Raw genomic sequence first — 21,945 nt, 5'->3', positions numbered from 1 at the left:
TCGTCGACGGGGGTCGTCGATCACCTCGACCACCGTGTACGTCGCCTCCGCGCGGCCCAGGGGCACCCGCGTGCTCGGCCCGTTCCCTACAGCCAGTCCCGCCGCTTGAAGACGAAGTACAGGCTCGTGCACACCACGGCCATCAGGAGGATCGCGAACGGGTAGCCGAACGCCCAGTCCAGCTCCGGCATCGCGTCGAAGTTCATGCCGTAGATCGTGCCGACCAGGGTGGGGGCGAAGAGGATCGCCGCCCACGAGGAGATCTTCTTGATCTCCTCGTTCTGCTCGAAGCCGGCCTCCGCCAGGGCGCGCATCTCCGCGTTCTGCTGTTGGGTGACCAGGGTCGCGTTGACCGTGAGGATCTCCGTCAGGGCCTGGCGGAAGCCGTCCACGCGCTCACTGGTGTGGGTCACGTGGTCGGCGACGTCGCGGAGGTAGCGCTGGAGTTCCTCGTCCGTGCCGTACTTCGCGAAGCCCGCCATCAGGCCGTGCAGCATGCCGACGAGGGGGCGGGTCGCCCGCTGGAACTCGACCATCTCGCGGGAGAGTTCGTAGATGCGGCGGGAGACGGCCGGGTCGCCGCCGAAGACCTCGGTCTCGATCTCGTCGATGTCGTTCTGGACGCCCGCCACCACCGGGGCGTAGCCGTCCACGACCGCGTCGAGGATGGCGTACAGGACCGCCTCCGGTCCCAGGGCGAGGAGTTCGGGGTTCTCCTCCATGCGGTGGCGCACCGCCGAGAGGTCCGGGGCGGCGCCGTGGCGGACCGTGATCACGAAGTCCGGGCCGACGAAGACGTGCAGTTCGCCGAAGTCGACCTCCTCCTGCGCGTCGAGGTAGCGGGCCGCGCGCAGGACGACGAAGAGGGTCTCGCCGTACCGCTCCAGCTTCGGCCGCTGGTGGGCCTCCAGCGCGTCCTCGATCGCCAGCTCGTGGAGGTCGAACTCGGCGGCGAGGGAGTGGAGTTCCGCCTCCGAGGGGCGGTGCAGCCCGATCCACGCCATCCCGTCCGGGTACTTGCGGAGCTGACGGAAGGTCTCGGCGAGCGAGCCGGGGGACGCGACCCGGTGTCCGTCGCGGTACAGCGTGCCCTGCACCACGCTCGGCCGGTCCGCCGGAGCCTCCTCGGCTGCGGCAGGAGGCGCGGGAGTGGCGGCGGCCGGCGGCTCCGGCTGACGCCGCCATGCCGCGCGGGGGCGGCGCTCCGGCATCGTGGGTCCACCTTCACGTCGGGATCGGCTCGTACCAGGGTCTCCGGGCAGGATATACGGGGCGAATCACACCGGCGCGGCGGATCGCGGCCCCGGGGGCGGGTCGTGCCGGCGCGGCGGATCGTACCCGCCGGGTGGATCGCCGGAGCGCGGCGCATCGCGGCCACCGCCCACCACCCCCGGCGGCGCCCTTGCGGACCATAACCGTCCGCAAGCCCCAGTAACGTGCCGACCATGGCCTCCACGACGAACGCCCCGGTTCTCACCACCCGTGCCCTCGGCCGCGCCACGCTCGCGCGGCAGTTGCTGCTGAGCCCCGCCGAGCTGTCCGCCGAGGACGCCGTCTCGCACCTCCTCGGCTTGCAGGCGCAGAACACCAAGCCGCCGTACTACGCCCTCGCCGCCCGCCTCTCCGGCTTCCGGCCCGAGGAGCTGTCCACGCTCATGGAGACGCGCAAGGCAGCCCGCATCGTCACCATGCGCTCCACCATCCACACCCACACCGCCGAGGACGTGCTCACCCTGCGGCCCCTGGTCCAGGCCGCCCGCGAACGGGAGCTCACCCTCTTCCGCAAGGGACTCGTCGGCGTCGACCTCGACCGGCTGGCCGCCCTCGCTCGCGACCTCGTCGAGGAGCGCCCCCGCACCCCCAAGGAGATCCGCGAGGCGCTCCTCGTGGAGTGGCCGCACGCCGACCCGCAGGCGCTCGGCATCGCCGCGCGCTGCCTGCTGCCGCTGGTCCAGGTCACCCCCCGTGGCCTGTGGCGCAGGAGCGGACAGGTGTGCCTGACCACCGCCGAGACCTGGCTCGGGAGCACCGCCACGCCGGCCCCCGCCCCCGACGGGACCGTCCTGCGCTACCTCGCCGCCTTCGGTCCCGCCTCCGTCAAGGACATGCAGACCTGGTCCGGCCTCACCCGGCTCCGGGACGCCTTCGAGCGCCTGCGCCCCCGGCTCCTCACCTTCCGCGACGAGCACGGCGTGGAACTCTTCGACCTGCCCGGCGCCCCGCGCCCCGACGAAAACACCCCGGCCCCCGCGCGCTTCCTCCCCGAGTTCGACAACCTGCTGCTCTCCCACGCCGACCGCTCCCGGCTCGTGCCCGCCGGGGCGAAGGACCGCACCTGGAAGGGGAACCAGGCGTACTGCGTCTTCCTGCTCGACGGCCTCGTCGCCGGCCTGTGGCGACTGGAGGAGGGCAAGGAGCGAACGACGATGACCATCGAGCCCTTCGGCCGTCCGGGCAAGGAGCAGCGCGCCGAGCTGACCGGGGAGGCCGAGCGCCTGCTCGGGGTGATGGCGCGGGAAGGGCTTCCGTACGAGATCCGGTTCGGGGCCGTGGCCACCTGACCGCACGCGGGCGGGCCGACCGCGCGCGCTCCCCGGGCGTCTCCCGTCGGTCGGTCCGCATCGGGGAGCGGCACCGGCCGCCGGTCGGCGAGGCCAGTGAGGGTCTTCCGGGTGATCGCGAGGTGTTCGAGGTGGGTCTCTGCCTCCCGCGAAGCACTGACGAAAGGTGCCTCGTCCCTGTGACGGAAGTCGCTGGTGGCGGGGCACCTTTTGTGGTCCGTCCGGACCTCCTGCCGGGGGCGCTGCTCCATCGCGGGAAGCGAGCGCTTCGCCCCCCTTGATCACGCCGGTGTGCCTCGGTGCATGATGTGCCGGGACATAGGGGGGACGCATGACGCAGACCACGCCGCCGAAATGGGGGCTGACACCGCCGGGGGCTCCTGGGAATCCGGGTGTGCCGCCACAGGGGTTCATGCCCGTGCGGCCTCCGGACGGCGGGAACGCTGCGGTGTTCACCGTCGGGGCTGTGGCAATCGGGGCTGAGACCGTGATCGCCGCGCTGGTCGCCGTCCTGTACAGCTTGCGGTCCGAGTCCCACGGAGGCGAAGGCGGCCTCGGATGGCTGTTCGGCACCGTATTCGCGCTCGTGCTGGTGGCGGTCATTTCGGTGATCGCAGGGCTGGCCGGTTCGGCGATGGCGGTGCTTCCCCTCGTCTTCCTCGGGCGGGCGGTGGCCCGCCGTACCGGGCGGCGCGACAGCTGGCAGCTCACCCTGGCCACTGTGGCGGTCGTTGCCGCCGCCCTGGCGCTGCTCATCGGCTCCTGCATGCTCCTGGCCGGCTTCGACGGCCCCGGCGACCTGCTCGTTTATCCCGTCCTTGCCCTCAGCCTCATCGTCGGGCTGGCACCCGCGACCCTGTGCGCCCGGGCGGCGGGGAACCCCGGAAGGCCCGGGGCCCGATGGCGGGTGCTCGGGGGCGTGGCGCTGGGCGGTCTGGGGCTGCTCGCGGCGACGCTTGCGGTCGGGGTCGCGGCGTACAGCTCGGGGATCCTCAAGATCTACGAACCGCCCCGGCTCACCGAAGCCGACATGGTCGGCACCTGGACGGACGGCGACGGCGGAAGCCTCCGCTTCGAGGCGGACGGCACGGTGACGGCTAAGGGCGTCAACGAGCACGAGGCCACGGGTGAGCAGTCCGGTGCCTCCAACTGCACCGGGACATGGCAGCTGACCGAGAACGACGGTGTCGGTCGGCCGTTCGAGCTCGGCATCGCGGACTGCGAGAACCTGTCCTCCGGCTGGGACATCGGCGGTACGGAGGAACATCCGACGGTCTTCACCTGGATCGGCGAGCCGGATTCGGGTGAGCGGTACATCCTTACGCGGCAGCGGTAAGCCGTCCGGTGCTGAGGTCTCGGGCCCGGCCGGGTGTAGGTGTGCGGTCATGCCGCCCTCGATCCGTAGCCTCCACCGCCACACGGGTCCCAGCCGACTGCTCCGAAGCGACGCCGTAAGCACCACGCAGTACGCCAGGAACGCGGGAAACGATCTCCACCAACGTGGGATGGCCCTGGCTGTCGCAGCTCTCTCACCGCTCGTCAGCGACTTCCGCCGGTGCCCCCCGCAGCCGGCCGTGCAGTTCTTCGATCTGGGTGCGGAGGTCGCCGCCCATGGTCCGGGCGGTGTTCGCAGTCGCGTGACACTCTCGCGCATCTCGTAGGCGCCCTGATGGCCGCCGACCGAGCGGTGCCGGTCCTTCCACGCGGTGATCACCGGCTCGATCAACGCCCCCTGCTACTGCTCGTCCGATAAGTCGCCGGGGTACGGCTTGCGTTCGCTCGTATCATCACACCGGCAGACGGGCGGCTACGGACCGGCGGATTCTGTCCTGCCCCCACACCGTCAGGCGATGACAGAACCTGCCAAAGGCTCATGAACCGGCCTCTCACAGGGCGGGACTCTCCCGACACGGCCTAGGGCAGCAGCCCCGCCCTCCGCGCCGCGACCACCGCCTCCAGCCGGTTGTGCGCCCCCAGCTTCCGCATCGTCGAGCGGAGGTAGCCCTTCACCGTCTCCGGGCGCAGCCCGAGGCGGTGAGCCACCGCCGCGTTGGTCGCCCCGGAGGCCACCGCCGCCAGCACGTCCGTCTCGCGCGGCGTCAGCGTCACCCCCGCCGGCCGCCCCGGCCCGGCCGGCGCCGTCTCCAGGCGCCCGCACACCGCGAGGAGCCGCGCCCGCACCTCCGGGTCACCGATCAGCGGAGCCAGTTCCCGCAGCTCTCCGTGCGCCTGCCGCACCTCCTCCCACGCCGGCCCCGGGGCCGGGCCGCCGCCGGCGAGGAGCCGCGGCGCCTCGTCCCGTACCGCCAGCGCCTGTTCCACGTCGCGGGCCGCCGCCACCGCCGCGTCGAGGACCCGCTCGCCGATCGGAACGGCCTCGCGCAGCGCCCCGTACAGCACACCGCGCACCGTCCGGCGCACGACGACGGGCACGGCGACCACGGAGCGCAGCCCCTCCGCCGCCACCGGCACGTCGTACTCGTGCGTGATGTGGCGGGCGGAGGCGTAGTCCGTGACCGCGCACGGCCGCGACAGGGCCAGGCACCGTCCGCCCAGACCGTTCCCGGCCGTGATCGACAGACCGTGCAGGGCCGGTGTCACGGCGCCGTCCACCTCGGCGATGCGCAGCCGTCGGCCGTCATGGAGCAGGCCGCCGAAGACCACCTGCAGCCCGGTGGTCCGCCGCAGCCGCAGCAGGGCCGCGCGCATCTCCACCTCGTGCGTCCGCCGCGTCTGCTCGGGCACGGAACCACCCCTTCACCCCCGAACGGGGGTAGTGAGACCTGGGTCACCGATTACACGATGTCCCTGACCGGTCCCGCAACGAGGAGGACACATGACGGCCACCAGCGCGACGGAGAGGTTCCGGGCCGCCCGGGACTTCCTGCTGGAGCACCGCGAGGACTACGAGACGGCGTACGAGGGCTTCGCCTGGCCCCGCCCCGACCGTTTCAACTGGGCCCTCGAGTGGTTCGACGTCATCGCCGCCGGCAACGACAGGACGGCCCTGCACCTCGTCGAGGAGGACGGCTCCGAGACGAGGCTGAGCTTCGCCGAGATGTCCGACCGCTCCGCGCGGGCCGCCAACTGGCTGCGTGCGCAGGGCGTGCGCCCCGGCGATCGGATCATCGTCATGCTCGGCAACCAGGCCGAGCTGTGGGAGACGGCCCTCGCCGCCATGAAGCTCCGCGCCGTCGTCATCCCCGCGACCCCTCTGCTCGGCCCCGCCGACCTGCGCGACCGGGTCGAGCGCGGCCGCGCCCGGCACGTGATCGCCCGCGCCGAGGACACGGCCAAGTTCGACGAGGTGCCGGGGGACTACACCCGCGTCGTCGTCGGCGCCGGCGACGGGGAGGCGGGCCCCGACGGCGGCGACCGGCGCGGCCCCGTCGACGGATGGCTCCGCTACGAGCGGGCGTACGACGCCTCGGGGACGTTCGAGCCCGAAGGCGAGACGCTCGCCGACGACCCGTTGATGCTCTACTTCACCTCCGGTACGACCGCCCGCCCCAAACTCGTGGAGCACACCCACACCTCGTATCCGGTGGGCCATCTCGCCACCATGTTCTGGATCGGTCTCCGACCGGGCGACGTGCATCTCAACATCTCCTCGCCCGGCTGGGCCAAGCACGCCTGGTCGAACCTCTTCGCGCCGTGGAACGCCGAGGCGACCGTCTTCCTGCACAACTACACCCGCTTCGAGCCGGCCCGGCTCCTGGCCGAGATGGACCGGCACGGCGTGACCAGCTTCTGCGCGCCGCCCACCGTCTGGCGGATGCTGATCCAGGCCGACCTGACGCAGCTCGCGCACCCTCCGCGTGAGGTCGTCGCCGCCGGCGAGCCGCTCAACCCGGAGGTCATCGAGGCAGTCCGCCGGGCCTGGGGCGTCACCATCCGGGACGGCTTCGGTCAGACGGAGACCGCCGTCCAGGTCTCCAACAGCCCGGGCCAGCGGCTCAAGGAGGGCTCCATGGGCCGGCCGAGCCCCGGCTTCCGGGTCACGCTGGTCGACCCGGTCAGCGGGCGGCCGGACGTGGACGAGGGGGAGATCTGCATCGACCTCTCCAACGACCCGGTGGGCCTGATGACGGGGTACCACGGCGACCCGGAGCGCACGGCCGAGGCGATGGCGGGCGGCTTCTACCGCACCGGGGACATCGGATCGCGGGACGCGGAGGGGTACTTCACCTATGTCGGGCGGGCCGACGACGTCTTCAAGGCCAGTGACTACAAGATCTCCCCGTTCGAACTGGAGAGCGCCCTCCTGGAGCACGAGGCGGTCGTCGAGGCGGCGGTCGTCCCGGCCCCCGACCCGCTGAGGCTCGCGGTCCCCAAGGCCTACGTCGTCCTCGCCGAGGGCTGGGCTCCGGACGCCGAGACGGCGAAGGCGCTCTTCGCCCACTCCCGCGCCGTCCTCGCCCCCTACAAGCGGGTGCGGCGCATCGAGTTCGCCGAGCTGCCGAAGACCGTGTCGGGCAAGATCCGCCGGATCGAGCTGCGCGAGCGCACGGCCAAGGGCGAGGGCAGCGAGTTCACCGAGGGGGACGCGGCATGAGGCCGTCCACGACGCGGAGCCTGTCGTACGCCCACGGCGCGAGCACCACCGAGCTGCTCGGTGACACCATCGGCGCCAACCTGGACCGGACCGTCGCCGCCTGGCCGGACCGGGAGGCACTGGTCGACGTCCCCACCGGCCGCCGCTGGACGTACGCCGAACTCGGCGCGGACGTGGAGCGGCTGGCGGACGCGCTGCTGGGCAGCGGGGTCGCGAAGGGCGACCGGGTGGGGATCTGGGCGGTGAACTGCGCCGAGTGGGTGCTCGTGCAGTACGCGACGGCCCGCATCGGGGCCGTCATGGTGAACATCAACCCGGCCTATCGCGCCCACGAGTTGGCGTACGTCCTCCGGCAGGCCGGGATCTCGCTGCTCTTCGCCTCGGTGAGCCACAAGACGAGCGACTACCGCGCGATGGTCGAGCAGGTGCGTGCCCAGTGCCCGGAGCTGCGCGAGGCGGTGTACTTCGGGGACCCGAGCTGGGACACGCTGCTCGCCCGGCCGGCGGGGGACCGGCGGCCGGCGGAGCTGTCCTGCGACGAGCCGGTCAACATCCAGTACACGTCGGGCACGACGGGGTTCCCCAAGGGTGCCACCTTGTCCCACCACAACATCCTCAACAACGGCTATTTCGTGGGAGAGATGATCGGCTACACGGAGCGGGACCGCGTCTGCGTCCCCGTGCCGTTCTACCACTGCTTCGGCATGGTCATGGGAAACCTCGCGGCCACCTCACACGGCGCCTGTCTGGTCATCCCCGCCCCCTCGTTCGACCCCGGCGCCACCCTGCGCGCGGTCGAGCGGGAGCGGTGCACCTCGCTGTACGGCGTACCGACGATGTTCATCGCCGAGCTGAACCTCCCCGACTTCACGACGTACGACCTCTCGACGCTCCGCACCGGGATCATGGCGGGCTCGCCCTGTCCGGTGGAGGTGATGAAGCGGGTCGTGGCGGAGATGAACATGGCGGAGGTGTCGATCTGTTACGGCATGACCGAGACCTCGCCCGTCTCCACCCAGACCCGCCGTGAGGACGACCTGGAGCGCCGGACGGGGACCGTGGGCCGGGTCATGCCGCACGTCGAGGTGAAGATCGTCGACCCGGCCACCGGCGTCACGGTGCCGCGCGGGACGGCGGGCGAGCTGTGCACCAGGGGCTACAGCGTGATGCTCGGCTACTGGAACGAGCCCGGGAAGACCGCGGAGGCGATCGACGAGGGCCGCTGGATGCACACCGGAGACCTCGCGCTGATGCGGGAGGACGGGTACGTCCGGATCGTCGGCCGCATCAAGGACATGATCATCCGCGGCGGCGAGAACGTGTATCCGAGGGAGATCGAGGAGTTCCTCTACGGCCACGCGAAGATCGCCGACGTCCAGGTGGTGGGCGTCCCCGACGAGCGCTACGGCGAGGAGATCCTCGCCTGCGTGATCCCCCGCGACCCGGCGGACCCGCCCACCCTGGAGGACGTCACCGCCTTCTGCCGCGACCGGCTCGCGCACTACAAGATCCCGCGCCGGGTGGAGATCCTCGCGGAGTTCCCGATGACGGTGAGCGGGAAGGTGCGGAAGGTCGAGCTGCGCCGGAGGTACGGGGACGAGGGCTCGCAGGAGGGGTGACACGGGTATCCGGAGCGGGCTCCGTCGCCCCGGCATGGGGAGGTGAAGGAGGGCGGGGCATTCCCGGAGCGGGCTCCGTCCCCAGGTCCGCTCGTGGACGCGGCGCCGTCACCCGTCCGAGTGGCTCAGGCGGGGGCGGCGCTCAGTTCGCGGCGCATGCACACCCGCGGCCAGGTCGCCAGCCCGTGTGCCGCCTCGGCCCGCTGGATGGCGCGCAGTCCGGCGGTGAGGGCGGGGTCGGTGTCGGTGAGGGCGCGGAAGCCGAGGCGCGTGTAGTACGGGGCGTTCCACGGCACCTGGCTGAAGGTGGTCAGTGTCAGCGCGGTCAGGCCCTGCCGCGCCGCTCCGGTCGCCAGGTGCTCGATGAGCGAGCGTCCGATACCGCGGCGGGCGGCGGCCGGGTGCACCGAGACCTGTTCGATGTGGGCCGCCCCGTCGACGGTGTCGGTGAGCAGATAGCCCACCGGGAGGTCCGCCGCGTCGACCGCCACCCAGGCGCGGCCGGCCCGCCGGTAGGCGTCCAGGACGTCCAGGGGCAGGGGTTCGTCGTCGGCGACGACCGCCATGCCGAGGGAACGGAAGGGCTCGCCCGCGGCCCGCTCGATGTCCTGGAGCAACGGGAGCTCGGCCGGCGCGGCCGCTCGGATGCGCATACGGGAAGTATGGCGCGCGCGCTCACGGACTGTCCCGGGCGAGGAGGCCTCCGTCGCGGGAGAAGCGGGGGAGGAAGAGAGCCAGCGCGGGGTCGCCGTACAGGGCGACGTACAGCTGGACCAGCTCGCCGTCCGTGACCTCGGCGCGGTCCGCCGGCAGCGGGTGGCGCTCGCGCAGCCCCGCGAGAAGCCGGTGCGCGGCCCGCGACGTCGGCGGGAGCAGGAACAGGGCGGCCGCTCCCAGGAGCGGCAGGGTGCCCAGGCCGAGGGCGAGCGCGAGTGCCGCCCCGGACGGCCTGGCCGTCAGCAGCCCGGCGGCGACCGTGAGCGGTACGCAGCCGAGGAGGGCCCGCACGGCCGGTGTCCGTCCCGGCGGGCGCACCAGTCCGGCTCGCCCCAGCTCGGACCGGAGCGCGTCGACGGCCCGGCGCGCCGCCGGCCTGGTGGCCAACACCCTTATGTCCACGGCGCGTTGGAGTGAGCGGTGCACCCCGAGCTGCACCGGGTCGCGGGTCTGCCCGGGCCCGCCGTTGGCGCGAATGGTCCCCTTGCGCCCGGCGGCCACCGCGCCCCGCTGGTGCAGGGCGACGAGGGCCACGGTGACGGCGGCCCGCCGTCCTCCGCGCAGCAGGGCGAGCGCCTGCGGGGAGAGCTCCACCCCTTGCGGGCTGCGGTTTCGCGACAGAAAGGCCGCCAGGGCCAGCTGACCGCAGGCCGCGGCGAGGAACCACCACATCTCGATCGGCATCACGCCCACCCCCCAAGGGAGTTGTGCCCACGAGAAGCTTGATCGTCACGCGCCGCATGGCCGGAACCCATGGCCCGTCATGCCCGCATTTGCGGTGTTATCCACCTGTCCTGAGGTCGGAATCATTTATTCCAGGCACCGCACAACTTACCGGTAGCGTAATTGGGCTATCGCGGGTGGTTGACGGACGGCATTGCCGATCATTAGCTTGTCCGTGCCGCGCACACCATGCCCGGCCGCACTCATCGAAATACTGCTCGACTCCCCGCTGAGGATCACCCCTTCCTCGCAGGTCCGAATACGGTCACCCGCCAGCCGGAGGCAGTACGTTGTATGAACACCCGAAAACGGGTGGGTTTGCGCTCGTGGCGTTCCCCCCACCCGTTCAGTACGTCCTGCACTTTTCTCGCCCCCGCTGGGCTCCACTGATCTCCGCAGTGGCCTCTGAAGCGAACCAGTCGGCGGTGTTCTGAGGGTCGTCCCGAGAGACGGCCCTTCCCCTCTGCGGTCACGGACCTTCCGCGCGTCCGGCGTTTTTCGTGTGCCCTTTTCCGTGCGCCCGCATATGCCCTGAGGCGTGTCATGTCCATGCCCTTCGGGGTGTCTTTTTCCAAGCCTGTCCGCCGCGCTTCGCCCTGCCCGTGCACTCCCTCTCCGGCTAGCCGAATTCCCCTCACCCCTGCCTTGGTCCGGACCTTTTCCGGGCGCAAGTGAATTCAGGCTGCCCGCCCCACACGAGTCGAAAGGTCCCCGCCGAGATGACCCATGCCCCCACGAAGGTGCTCACCCGCAGACGCGTCCTGCCCATCGGCGAGAACGGATCCCTCTGGGCCGCGCGACCGTCCTTCGGGATCTTCGAGTTCCGCGGGAGGAAGCTCCGCATCGGCGTCAGCGACCCCTCCGAGGTGCTCTTCCCCACCGACTGCGGGCTCAGCCTGGTCGCCGCGCTCGACGGTGAGCACGCGCTGGACCTCGACGGCGTGCACGCGCTCGACGTGGGCTGCGGGTCCGGCCTCTACACCGTCGCGCTGCTCGCCGCCGGCGCCGCGCACGTGACCGCGCTGGACATCAACGCGGCCTCGGCCCCCGAGACCCGGTCCAACGTCGAGCTCAACGGCCTGGACACGGGCCGCCTGTCCTGCGTCACCGCCGACCTGGCGCAGTACACGCCGCCCAGGAGGTTCGACCTGGTCGTCACCAACCCGCCGCACCTGCCCCACGACCCGAGCTACGCCACCGACAACGGCCTCGAGACGGCGCTCGTCGCGGGCCGGAACGGCCGGGCCCTGTACGACGCGGTCGTCGCGCGGATGGACGATCTCCTCGCCCCCGGAGGCCGGCTGATCATGGCGCACTCCTCGCTGGCCGATGTCCCGCGCACCATCGCCGACCTCGAGATGCGGGGATACGAGTGGCGCACGCTCGAAGTGTGCGAGATGGACATTCCGCTGCTCGCCTATGCCGAACACAAGGAGACCATGCTCGGCATTCTGGAGGCGCAGCGGGCCGTCGGCAGCGCCGAATTCGAAGGTGAGCGGTTCTCGGTCCACGCACTCGAGTTCCGCCGCCCGGTCGACGCCACCCTGTGAGCCACTGACGTCCCCCCGGTGAAATCCGGGCCCGGACCCGGTATTCCGCACGCAGAGCTCCGCACCGCACACCACACCACGAGGGAAAACAGATGACCGCTGAGGGAAGCACGCTGCGCGTCACGGCAGCCGAGGTGAACGGGCTGCTCGGCCGCCATTTCACGGAGAATTTCGACGGCGAGGCCAAGACCGCGCTGCGCGAACAGTTCGCCTCGGAGCACATCGTCCCGCTCCGGCAGCTCTGTCCGCCCGAACTCTTCGCGCCCATCAAGGACGAGGCCTGCTCCATCATGGACAGGTACGGGGTGAATCACGATCTCGTCTTCGAAATCACCGACAACACCCCGCGCAGTATGACCACGGTCGGACAGCCGGTCATCAAGGACGAGGGTCCGCTGATCGACGCGTTCTACTTCTCCTCCGAACTCCTCGAATTCGTCTCCGGCATCGTGGGCGAACAGGTGCATTCCTGTCCGTACGCCGGCGAGCACTACGTCATCAGCCGTCTCGGGAAGTCGGGCGACACCCATGGCTGGCACTGGGACGACTACACCTACGGCATCATCCTGGTCCTCGAAGCGCCGCCCTACACCGAGGGCGGATTCGTCCAGGCCGTGCCCCACACCTCCTGGGACAAGGAGAATCCGGACGTCTACGGCGCCCTCATCAGCAGCCAGGTCCGCTCGTACGCGCTGGAGGCCGGCGACGCCTACGTCGTGAAGACGAACACCACGATGCACCGCGTGCACCCCATCCGGGGCGAGGGCCGCCGGACCATCGTCAACATGACGCTGGCCAGCACCGAGGACCTGACCAAGCCGATGACCCACGAGACCAACGACACCCTCTTCGGCGGCGTCCGGGACCCCCGAAGTGCCGGCTGACGCGATGCGGCCGTCCACCGAGGAGCCGTCGATGCCCCCACACGAGCACGAGCACGAGCAGACGCGGGCGCCCGAGCCGACACCGCCGGCGGAGGCGAAGGCCCGGGGGACCACGCCCCGTGGGACGACCCAGCCGCGCGAGACGATGCGCGGCCTGCCGCGCGCCCTCCAGCCCTTCCTGACCTGGGTGACCGGCGTCCCGCTGGCCGGGTCCCGGCCACGGGTGCTCTGGCACCCCACGCTGGCCCTGGCCGCCGGAGCCGTCCAGACCGCCTTCGGCATCGCCCTCGGCGTGTACGCGCTCGGCCGCCCCTGGTACGTCCTCGTCCCGCTGGTCCTGCTCTCCTGGCCCACCACGGCCGGCGGCATGCGCCGTCTGGACGTGGTGGTCGTCCACCAGACGCTGCACCGGATGTTCACCGGCTCCACCGCCGGGAACCGCGTCGTCAGCGAGATCGTCACCACCCTGCTGTGGCGCCCGCCCTACGACGGCAACCGTCAGGAGCACCTCACCCACCACGCCTTTCCCTGTTCCCTCAAGGACGGCGACACGCTCTACCTCCAGAGCACCGGCGCCGGCCCCGGCATGAGCCGGCGGGAGTTCCGCCGCTATCTGCTCAAGGCCGTCCTGTCCCCGGCCCACCACGGGGGCTTCCTCGCCGCCCGGATCCGCGCCAACTTCCTCACCAGGTCGCCGCTCTACCGCATGGTCATGGCGTACACCCACCTCGCGGGCACGGCCGTCCTCCTCGCGCTCACCGGCTGGTGGCTTCCCTGGCTGCTCTTCTGGTTCCTGCCCGCCACCTTCTTCTTCCAGAACCAGACGCTGCTCTACACCCTCAGCGAGCACCGCTGGTGGCTGCACGGCAACGCCGAACGGCTCACGAAGGCACAGCGCGACCAGCTCACCTTCGGCCGCTTCTGCGGCGCGCCCGTCCCGGACACCGCCGGCGCCGGGCCGCTCGCCCGCTGCGGCGCCTGGACCGGCTGGTGGCTGCGGATGGTGCTGCTCTACGCGCCGTACCGGATGTGGATCCTCGTCGGCGACACCGTGCAGCACGACCTGCACCACGTCCGCCCCAAGGTCGACTGGGCGAACTCCTCGTGGATACGCAACGAGGACCTGGCGACCGGCAACGCCGACCGCTACTTCGAGGCGTGGGGCGGCCTGCTCACCCACGTGTACGTCGGCAACGGCGTCCGCGACTGGACCGCCGTCCCCTCCGCTCCGCTCACCGCGACCAGGGCGGGGTGACCCGGTGACCCGGACACCCCACGCGGTCCTCGTGGTGGACGGCACCGGACGCGGCCACGCGATCTGCGAGCTGTTCACCCGCACCGACCCGCACGTGACCGTCCACTACGGCCCCGGATGCGACGTCGTCGACCACCCGCGCATCGTGCCCGCCGGATCGGTCCGCCTGGACGACCCGCGCACGGCCCTGGCCTACCTGGCCGTCCACCCCGTCGAGTTCGTCTTCGTCTCCCACATCGACGCCCTCTCCGTGGGGTACGTCGACGAGCTGCGCCGGGCCGGCCACCGGGTCATCGGCCCCACGGCGGCCGCGGCCGCCCTGGAGTCCAGCAAGACCCGCGGCAAGGAGTTCTGCCGCGACCACGGCATCCCGGTCGCCGAGTTCGAGGTGTTCACGGACGCGGCGAAGGCGAAGGAGTACGTCGCCTCACGGCCGTACCGCTGTGTCGTCAAGACGGACGGGCTGACCCCGGACGGCGACGGCTCGGTGGTCTGCGACTCCCCGGGCGAGGCCCTCGCCGCGATCGACCGGTTCGCGGCCGAGGCCGACCGGGCGGCCGGAACGGAACCGGGCGGCGGCGCCGGCTCCGGGCTGCGCCTCGTCGTCGAGGAGCGCCTGACCGGTCGCGAGATCTCGGTGTTCGCCCTCCTCGACGGCGACAGCGCACTCGTCTTCCCGACCGCCATGGACTACAAGCGGACCCTGGAGGCCGACGCCGGCAAGAACTGCGACGGCATGGGGTCCGTGGCCCCGCACCCGTGCGACAGCCCCGCGCTGCGCGAGGAGTTGCGCGCCACGCTGGTCGACCCGCTGGTGCGCGGACTGCGGGCGGAGGGCCTCGACTTCACGGGCTTCGTCTACGTCGGCGCCATGCTCACCCCCCGGGGCCCTGTCGCCATCGAGATCAACGCCCGGTTCGGCGACTCCGAGGCCGAGGTCGTCCTGCCGGGCGTCCGCGGCGACTTCACGCAGCTGTGCCGCGCCGTCCTCGCCCGCGACCTCGCCCGGCACCGGCTCGACACCGACGGGCTCGCCCGCTGCTCCGTCGCCCTCGTCCAGGGCTGCCTCGACCCGGCGGACCCGGACGCCCTGGTGGGCTGGCCCTTCGGCCCGTACGCCACCGGCCAGCCGGTCCACGGCCTCGACGGGCCCCCCACCGCCACCGCCCGGCCCGTCCACGGCCTGGACAGGCCCCCCACCGGCACCGGCCCCGACGGTCCCGACCGCACCTCCGGCCCCGCCGCGGGCGAGGAGGCCGGTCACGCCGGGCCCGGCGCGACCGCAGGCACGCTCGTCTTCTGCGCCAACGTCCGCCGCGACGCCTCCGGCGTCCCGCGGACCACCGGCGGCCGCGTCGTCCATGTCGTCGGCGCCGGACGGACGCCCGAGCAGGCCCGGCGCAGGGCCTACGCCCGCATCGAGCGCATCTCCTTCCCCGGCATGCGCTACCGCACCGACATCGGGACCGAACCGGCCACGGCCGCCGCGCCGCACGCCGACGCCGTCCCCACAGGGAAGTGAGAACGCCATGCCCCGCAGAAGAGCGTTCGTCCTCTTCGAGCTGATGAACGCCATGCTCCACACCGCGCAGGCGGCGAAGGCGCGCGGCTTCGACATCGTCGCCCTCAACCACAACCCGCTGTGCGCCACAGGACCCTTCACCGTCCCGGACGGACTCGTCGACGAACTCGTCCCGATCGCCTCCTGGGCCGACGCCCCCGCCCTCGACACCGTCCTCAAGGACCTGGCCGACCGCTACGACATCGCCGGCACGCACAGCATGTTCGAGCCGACCCTGCCCCACCAGGCCGCCCTGCGCCGGCTCGCCGGGCTCCCGACGACCGACCCCGGCACCCTGCTGGGCATCCTCGACAAGACCAGGGTCCGCGCGACGCTGTACGAGGCCGGGCTCTCCGCCCTGCGCGGGGTCCCGCTCGACGAGGCCCTGGCGTGGCAGGACTGGGAGTTCGCCGGAGCGGCCGTCCTGAAGCCCGCGAACGGCACGGGCAGCGCGCTGTGCTTCGAGGTCTCCACGCTCGCCGGGCTGCACGCCGTCGCGGAGCGCGTCCGTACCGCCGACGTCGTCAACCCGCTGATGCGCGACTACATCCGGGCGCACGGCGGCTTCGTCCTGGAGGAGAAGGCCGAAGGCGAGCTGCTCTCCGTCGAATCCGTGGTGCACCGGGGCGAGGTCGGCTTCGTCACCCTCACCGGGCGCTACGTCCTCGCCTCCGACCCGGTCGTCGAGCAGGGCATGCAGACCCCCTACCACCACCCCCGCCTGCCGCGGCTCGCCGAGACATCGCGGGCGGTCCACGCGTGCCTCGGCTTCCACCACGGCGGTACGCACCTGGAGTTCATGGTCGCCGACGACGGCACCGCCGAACTCATCGACTTCAACCCGCGCCCCGCCGGCTTCGCCTCCCCCGTCTCCATCGGGGAGGCGTACGGGCTCGACTACGCGAACGTGCTCGTGGACGTCGGCTGCGGCATCGCGCCGGACCTCGGCTTCACCGCCCGGCCGCCCCGTTACGCCGTCGAGATGGTGGTGCTGCCCCCGCCGGGCACCACCGAGTTCCGGAGCATCGAGTTCCCCGAGGGCACCATCGCCGCCCGCGCCACCAAGAGCCCGGGAGAGCGGCTCAGCGGCCGTGCCGACCAGCTCGACGCCGTCGGCATGTTCATCGTCACCGCGCCCACGGCCGCCGAGGCGCACCGGCTCGGCCTCGCGGCCCGCCGGGAGGTCGTCGTCAACGGCGTACGGCTCGGCGACAACCCGCACAACATCGTCGCCTTCTCCGAGTACATCGGCCGGGACCTGCCCGCGCCCGACGGACGGCGGCCGTGACCGCATCCGCACCCGCATGCGACAGAGAGGGAACCATGAACCAGGGCCCAGGCCTGGCCGAGGTGTTCGAGGACCGTGAATCGGCGGTCCGCTCGTACACGCGGTCCTTCCCCGCCACCTTCGAGACCGCCAGCGGGGAGTTCCTGGTCAGCGCGGACGGCACCCGCTACCTCGACTTCCTCGCCGGGGCGGGCGCGCTCAACTACGGCCACAACCCGCACTTCGCCAAGCGGGCCCTCATCGACCACATGGAGCGGGACGGGCTGACCCACGGGCTCGACCTGGCGACCACCGCCAAACAGGACTTCCTGGAGGTCTTCCGGGACCTGGTGCTCGCCCCGCGCGGCCTCGACCACAAGGTGCAGTTCTGCAGCCCGTCGGGGACCAACGCGGTGGAGGCGGCGCTGAAGGTCGCCCGCCTGGTCACCGGGCGGACGAACGTCATCGCCTTCGGCGGCGGCTTCCACGGGATGAGCGCCGGCGCGCTCGCCGCGGTCGGCTCCGACTTCTACAAGCAGGGCCTTCGCCCGACGCTGTCCGGCGTGACCCACGTGCCCTACCCGGACTCCCCGATGGGGCCGTTCGACAGCCTCGACCTCCTCGACCGGCTGGTGGGCGACACCAGCTCCGGGGTCGAGAAGCCGGCCGCCGTGCTCCTGGAGACCGTCCAGTGCGAGGGCGGCGTGTACGTCGCACCCGACGCGTTCCTGACCGGGCTGCGCCGCTGGTGCGACACCCACCGGGTGCTCCTCGTCGTCGACGACATCCAGGTCGGCTGCGGCCGTACCGGCTCCTTCTTCTCCTTCGAGCGGGCCGGGATCGAGCCGGACCTGATCACCCTCTCCAAGTCGATCAGCGGATTCGGGCTGCCGATGGCGCTGCTGCTGCTCAAGCCCGCGTACGACATCTGGAAGCCGGGCCAGCACAACGGCACCTTCCGCGGAAACCAGCTCGCGTTCGTCGCGGCCGCGGCCGCCGTCCGCACCCACTGGGCGGACGGCGCCGACCCGGCCTTCGGGGCGGAGGTGCGCCGCAAGGGCGAGCTGGTGGCCGACGTCCTCCGCCGGGAGGTCGTCGCACGGTTCGCAGCGCGGCTGCGGGGCCGCGGCCTCATCCAGGGCGTCGACCTGAGCGCCACGGGCATCTCCGGCGCCAAGGTCTCCCGCCGCTGCTTCGACCACGGACTGATCGTGGAGACCTGCGGCCGCGACAGCGAGGTGGTCAAGATCCTGCCCCCGCTCGTCGCGGAGGACAGCAGCCTGCTGCGGGGCCTGGAGATCCTTATCGAGGCCCTCTACGACGAGGCGGAAGGCGCCGGCCGGCGCCCCGCGACCGACGGACGCGCCGCGGTGGCGGCGACCTCATGACGAGCGAAGGAGCGGCCCCCATGGACACCGACACCCCCCACGCCCCCGGAAACGGCGGGAGCGACGCGCCCGCCACCATCCTCATCATCGGCGGACGCCTGGAGGCGCTGCGGAAGGCCAGGGAACTCGGTCTGCGGACCGTCTTCCTCCAGCACAAGGAGCGCCTGCTGCCCGGCCAGGCCGAGACGGCCGACGTGCTGCTGCTGGTCGACTACCTCGACTGGGAGGTGACCCGCCCGATCGTCCGCGCCGCCCACGAGGCGTACGGCTTCACCGCGGTCATGACCCTGGTGGAGCAGGCCACCGAACTGGCCGGCCGCATCAACGACATGCTGGGCTTCGACGGCACGTCGTACGAGGTGGCGCGCCGCTTCCACGACAAGCTGCGGATGCGCGAGTGGCTGCACAGCACCGGTTTCGAGTCGGTGGGCTGCGCCGAGGTCTCCTCGGCCGCCGACGTGCGCGACTTCGCCGGCCGGTACGGCTTCCCGGTGATCGTCAAGCCGCTCGACGGCACGGCGAGCCGGGGAATCGCCGTCATCCACGGCCCGGAGGAGACGGACCGGGCGTGGGCGGAGCTGACCGGGCTGCGCGGCCGCGACGACCTGCCGATGGCCACCTTCTACCCCGTGGACCGCTTCATCGCCGAGGAGTACATCGACGGGGTCGAGTACAGCGTCGAGAGCTTCTCCTTCGACGGCCGGCACGTCGTCGTCTCGATCACCGACAAGTTCCACGACGGCTGCGTCGAGATGGGGCACGCCCTGCCGGCGATCCTGAGCGACGAGGACGAGTCCGCCATCGTGGACCACGTCGTCGGCTTCCTCACGGCCATGGGTCTGCGGCACGGGGTCGGCCACACCGAGATCAAGCTCTCCTCGAAGGGCCCGCGGATCATCGAGGGCCACGACCGGGTGGCCGGCGACAGACTCCTGGACTTCATGGCCGTCACCCACGGCTTCGACATCGAGCGGTACGCCTCCGGCTGGCCGACGCGCGTCCTGCCCGCCCTCACCGACCGCCCGAGGCCCGTCCTCGGCGCCGCCACCAAGTGGGTCAACGGCGAGCCGGGGACGGTCGAGACCGTCGAAGGCGTCGAGGAACTACGCGCGCAGGAGGGGGTGTTCGGCGTCGACGTCCACGTCCGTCCCGGTGACGTGATCGAGCCGATGAGCGACAACTTCGGCCGCCACGTCCAGGTCCTGGTCACCGCCGACACCACCGCGGCCGCCATCGAGCGCATCGACACGCTCATCGGCCGGGTGCGGGTCGTCACCCGCCCCGCCGCGGGCTGAGCCCGCGACCCCCCACGAGCCGACGAGAGAGAGCCGGGACAGTGGCAACCACCCTCGCACCCGAGACGGTATGGCAGAGACTCGGCATACCCCGACTGAAGGGCAACGGAAGGTTCGTCTCCGCGAGCCTCATCGACAGCCTAGGCACCGGGCTGATCATGGCGTTCACCCTGGTGTACTTCGCCAGGACGACCTCGGTCTCGGTGACGGCGATCGGCGCCGCGATGACCGTCGCCCGGCTGATCGCCCTGCCCGCCTCGCTCGTCGTGGGGCCGCTGATCGACCGCTTCACCGCCCGCCGGACCGCCGCCTGGGGCAACCTCGTCTCGGTCGTCGGCTATCTCGGCTTCCTCATGGCCCACTCCGTCTGGCAGATCGTCGTCGTCGTCTTCCTGGTGCAGGTCGGCCACACCACCTACTGGACCTCCAGCAGCGGTCTGGTGGTGCTCGCCTCGCCGGAGGACCGGCGCACCACGTGGTTCGGCTTCATGACGGCCCTGCGCAACACGGCGATGGGCATCGGGGGCGCGCTCGCCGCCTTCGCCTTCACGCTGGGCGAGGGAACCGCCCTGCACGCCATCGTGGTGGGGAACGCGGTCAGCTACGTCCTGGCCGCCACCCTGCTCTTCCTGTGGAAGCCGGTGCGCCGGGAGCCTCGCGAGCCCACGACGGCCGCCGGCGCCGGGGGGCAGGCGGAGCAGGCCGGGGCGAGCTACGCCACCGTCCTGCGGGACGTCTCGTACACCCTGCTCATCGGGGTCAACGCCACCCTGGTCTTCGGGCAGATGCTGATCAAGGTGCTGCTCGCGATCTACATCGTCGACGCGCTGGACCTGCCCGCCTGGACCGCCGGCACCCTGATCGTGGTCAACGCCGTCCAGGTCTCCCTCACCCAGACCCTCGTCTCCAAGCGGACCGAAGGGTCCCGGATGACCCGGGTCATCATGCTGGCGGCGGTGCTCAACGCGGCCGCCTTCGGCCTCTTCGCGTTCCTCTACACGACGCCCGACGCCGTCACCTACGCGGGACTCCTCCTGGCGATGGTCGTCTTCACGCTTGCCGAGGTCATCGCGTTCCCCGCCGTCGAGACGCTCAGCGTGTCGATGGCCCCCGCCCACATCCGCGGCCGCTATCTGGCCACCTACCAGTTGTCCTGGACCGTCGGCGAGGTCGCCGCGCCAGGTCTGCTCACCTTCCTGCTGGCCAGGGGAGAGGTCCTGCCGATGCTCTTCCTGCTCGGGCTGAGCCTGCTGGCGATCCCGCTGCTGCTGGTGCTGGAACGCCGAGCGCACACCACGAAGACGATCGGAGAGAACGCATGAGGACAGTCGCAGTGATATCGACGCGTGGCTTCGGAGTCTTCCGCCACGACCTGCTGGTCGAGCCGGAGAAGGTCCGCTTCGTCGGGATCTTCTCCGAGCAGGACAGCGCCAACGTCTCGGACGCCGAGCGGGCCTACTTCCACCGGATCCACGTCGTCCCGTGCGGCCTGGAGGACCCGTCGTACACCGAGTCCTCGATCGTCGACCCCGCGGCCACGCGGAGGATCGTCCGGGAGCTGGCCGCCGGAGCCGGCCCCGGCGAGCTGACCCTGCACTGCTTCGACGAGCGCAACCTGCTGCTCACGGCCGAACTGCGCGAGGAACTCGGGCTCCCCGGGCCCACCTACGAGCAGCTGCTGCCCTACCGCGACAAGTGTCTGATGAAGGAGAAACTGGCCGGAACCGGCCTGCGCGTGCCCCGCTTCGGGCGCTTCGACCAGCGGGCCTTCCAGGACGACCCGGCCGCCTGCCTGGACCGTATCGTCGCCGACGTCGGCATGCCGTTCGTGCTCAAGCCGGTCGACGCCGCCTCCGCCGACGGCGTGTACAAGGTCTTCACGGCGGAGGAGTTCCTGGCCCTGCCGCGCGACCTCGGACGCAGCTACGAGTACGAGGAGCACATCGACGGCACCATGTTCAGCGTCAACCTCGTCGTCAAGGACGGGCTGACCGTCTTCGGCGGAGTGACGGAGTACCTGGTCAACTCCACCGAGGTGCAACGCGGCCGGGTCAACGCCGACATCAACCTGATCGACTCCGACCCGCGCGTCCCCCGCATGATCCGCTTCGCCGAGACGGTCCTCGACGCGCTCGGCAGGCTCGACGGCGCCTCCCACCTGGAGCTGTTCCACACCAAGGACGACGAGCTGGTCTTCCTGGAGGTGGGCGCCCGCTTCAAGGGACTCGCCGGGCTCGCCGCCATGCAGCAGAACTACGCCGTCGCCCTCCTCAACCTGGCCTTCGAGATCGAGGCCGGACTGGCGAGCCGCCCCTGGGACCAGGAGCAGATGTACTGCTTCGACGCGGTCATGCCCAAGCGGCCCGGGATCGTCGCCGAACTGATGGCCCCGGACGTGGAGAGCGAGGTCGAGATGAAGTGGAAGGTCCGGGTCGGCGAGGAGATCGGGCAGGGCGCCTCCCTCATCGACAACGGCGGAACGTTCCTCGTCCGCAACCACGACTACGCCACCCTCTACCGCGACTTCGAACGGCTCGCCTCCTACGAGCCCATCCGCTACGAGGACTGAC

General features: G+C 71.5%; 17 protein-coding genes and 1 pseudogene. 13 read left to right on the top strand and 5 right to left on the bottom strand.

Going from position 1 to position 21,945, the window contains the following annotated elements:
* Nucleotides 1-86: 86 nt before the first annotated feature.
* Nucleotides 87-1,211: a magnesium and cobalt transport protein CorA gene (locus tag AB0K65_RS07490; RefSeq protein WP_365714781.1), complete on the bottom strand. Its 1,125-nt coding sequence runs from the start codon at nucleotides 1,209-1,211 to the stop codon at nucleotides 87-89.
* A gap of 234 nt (nucleotides 1,212-1,445) precedes the next feature.
* On the opposite strand from AB0K65_RS07490, the gene AB0K65_RS07485 reads away from it, so the two are divergent.
* Entirely contained in the window at nucleotides 1,446-2,561 is a 1,116-nt protein-coding gene (locus AB0K65_RS07485) for a winged helix DNA-binding domain-containing protein (RefSeq protein ID WP_365714780.1), read from the top strand.
* A gap of 466 nt (nucleotides 2,562-3,027) precedes the next feature.
* Entirely contained in the window at nucleotides 3,028-3,897 is an 870-nt protein-coding gene (locus tag AB0K65_RS07480) for a hypothetical protein (RefSeq protein ID WP_365714779.1), read from the top strand.
* 303 nt (nucleotides 3,898-4,200) lie between these two features.
* Here the strand turns inward: AB0K65_RS07480 and AB0K65_RS07475 are convergent.
* Nucleotides 4,201-4,341: pseudogene (locus AB0K65_RS07475) on the bottom strand (IS5/IS1182 family transposase); the annotation flags it as partial.
* Between the two features lie 134 nt (nucleotides 4,342-4,475).
* A complete protein-coding gene (locus AB0K65_RS07470; RefSeq protein WP_365714824.1) occupies nucleotides 4,476-5,270 on the bottom strand; it encodes a LuxR C-terminal-related transcriptional regulator in 795 nt (264 codons plus the stop codon).
* Between the two features lie 127 nt (nucleotides 5,271-5,397).
* Between AB0K65_RS07470 and AB0K65_RS07465 the strand changes: the two genes are divergently transcribed.
* Together AB0K65_RS07465 and AB0K65_RS07460 are read left to right on the top strand one after the other, a co-directional pair.
* On the top strand, nucleotides 5,398-7,116 hold the full coding sequence (locus AB0K65_RS07465) for an AMP-binding protein (RefSeq protein WP_365714778.1): 1,719 nt from the start codon (nucleotides 5,398-5,400) through the stop codon (nucleotides 7,114-7,116).
* Nucleotides 7,113-8,735: an AMP-binding protein gene (locus AB0K65_RS07460; protein WP_365714777.1), complete on the top strand. Its 1,623-nt coding sequence runs from the start codon at nucleotides 7,113-7,115 to the stop codon at nucleotides 8,733-8,735. Before AB0K65_RS07465 ends, AB0K65_RS07460 begins: the two co-directional genes overlap by 4 nt.
* Before the next feature lie 125 nt (nucleotides 8,736-8,860).
* Here the strand turns inward: AB0K65_RS07460 and AB0K65_RS07455 are convergent, their stop codons facing one another.
* Both AB0K65_RS07455 and AB0K65_RS07450 read right to left on the bottom strand, forming a co-directional pair.
* Nucleotides 8,861-9,388: a GNAT family N-acetyltransferase gene (locus AB0K65_RS07455; RefSeq protein WP_365714776.1), complete on the bottom strand. Its 528-nt coding sequence runs from the start codon at nucleotides 9,386-9,388 to the stop codon at nucleotides 8,861-8,863.
* A gap of 22 nt (nucleotides 9,389-9,410) precedes the next feature.
* Complete coding sequence (locus tag AB0K65_RS07450; protein ID WP_365714775.1) at nucleotides 9,411-10,136, bottom strand: TIGR04222 domain-containing membrane protein; 726 nt, start codon at nucleotides 10,134-10,136, stop codon at nucleotides 9,411-9,413.
* A 758-nt stretch (nucleotides 10,137-10,894) separates the two neighbouring features.
* Between AB0K65_RS07450 and AB0K65_RS07445 the strand changes: the two genes are divergently transcribed.
* The 9 genes from AB0K65_RS07445 (at nucleotide 10,895) to AB0K65_RS07405 (ending at nucleotide 21,944) form a co-directional block, all read left to right on the top strand.
* Entirely contained in the window at nucleotides 10,895-11,725 is an 831-nt protein-coding gene (locus AB0K65_RS07445; protein WP_365714774.1) for a methyltransferase, read from the top strand.
* Nucleotides 11,726-11,817: 92 nt separating this feature from the next.
* On the top strand, nucleotides 11,818-12,609 hold the full coding sequence (locus tag AB0K65_RS07440) for a hypothetical protein (protein ID WP_365714773.1): 792 nt from the start codon (nucleotides 11,818-11,820) through the stop codon (nucleotides 12,607-12,609).
* Nucleotides 12,610-12,640: 31 nt separating this feature from the next.
* A complete protein-coding gene (locus AB0K65_RS07435) occupies nucleotides 12,641-13,864 on the top strand; it encodes a fatty acid desaturase (protein WP_365714772.1) in 1,224 nt (407 codons plus the stop codon).
* Between the two features lie 4 nt (nucleotides 13,865-13,868).
* A complete protein-coding gene (locus tag AB0K65_RS07430; protein ID WP_365714771.1) occupies nucleotides 13,869-15,386 on the top strand; it encodes a phosphoribosylglycinamide synthetase C domain-containing protein in 1,518 nt (505 codons plus the stop codon).
* A 7-nt stretch (nucleotides 15,387-15,393) separates the two neighbouring features.
* On the top strand, nucleotides 15,394-16,713 hold the full coding sequence (locus AB0K65_RS07425; RefSeq protein ID WP_365714770.1) for an ATP-grasp domain-containing protein: 1,320 nt from the start codon (nucleotides 15,394-15,396) through the stop codon (nucleotides 16,711-16,713).
* A gap of 35 nt (nucleotides 16,714-16,748) precedes the next feature.
* Nucleotides 16,749-18,080 carry a diaminobutyrate--2-oxoglutarate transaminase gene (locus AB0K65_RS07420; protein ID WP_365714769.1) on the top strand — a complete coding sequence of 444 codons (1,332 nt, stop codon included), beginning with the start codon at nucleotides 16,749-16,751 and terminating at the stop codon, nucleotides 18,078-18,080.
* Nucleotides 18,081-18,100: 20 nt separating this feature from the next.
* Nucleotides 18,101-19,375, top strand: coding sequence for an ATP-grasp domain-containing protein (locus AB0K65_RS07415; protein ID WP_365714768.1), 1,275 nt, complete (start codon nucleotides 18,101-18,103; stop codon nucleotides 19,373-19,375).
* A gap of 41 nt (nucleotides 19,376-19,416) precedes the next feature.
* On the top strand, nucleotides 19,417-20,697 hold the full coding sequence (locus tag AB0K65_RS07410; protein ID WP_365714767.1) for an MFS transporter: 1,281 nt from the start codon (nucleotides 19,417-19,419) through the stop codon (nucleotides 20,695-20,697).
* Nucleotides 20,694-21,944 carry an ATP-grasp domain-containing protein gene (locus tag AB0K65_RS07405; protein WP_365714766.1) on the top strand — a complete coding sequence of 417 codons (1,251 nt, stop codon included), beginning with the start codon at nucleotides 20,694-20,696 and terminating at the stop codon, nucleotides 21,942-21,944. The genes AB0K65_RS07410 and AB0K65_RS07405 overlap by 4 nt, the downstream gene beginning before the upstream one ends.
* Nucleotide 21,945 lies beyond the last annotated feature (1 nt).

Origin of the sequence: Streptomyces sp. NPDC053755, from assembly GCF_040677675.1 — a bacterium.
Taxonomy (GTDB): domain Bacteria; phylum Actinomycetota; class Actinomycetes; order Streptomycetales; family Streptomycetaceae; genus Streptomyces.
This window is presented reverse-complemented; position numbering and strand designations above follow the sequence as displayed.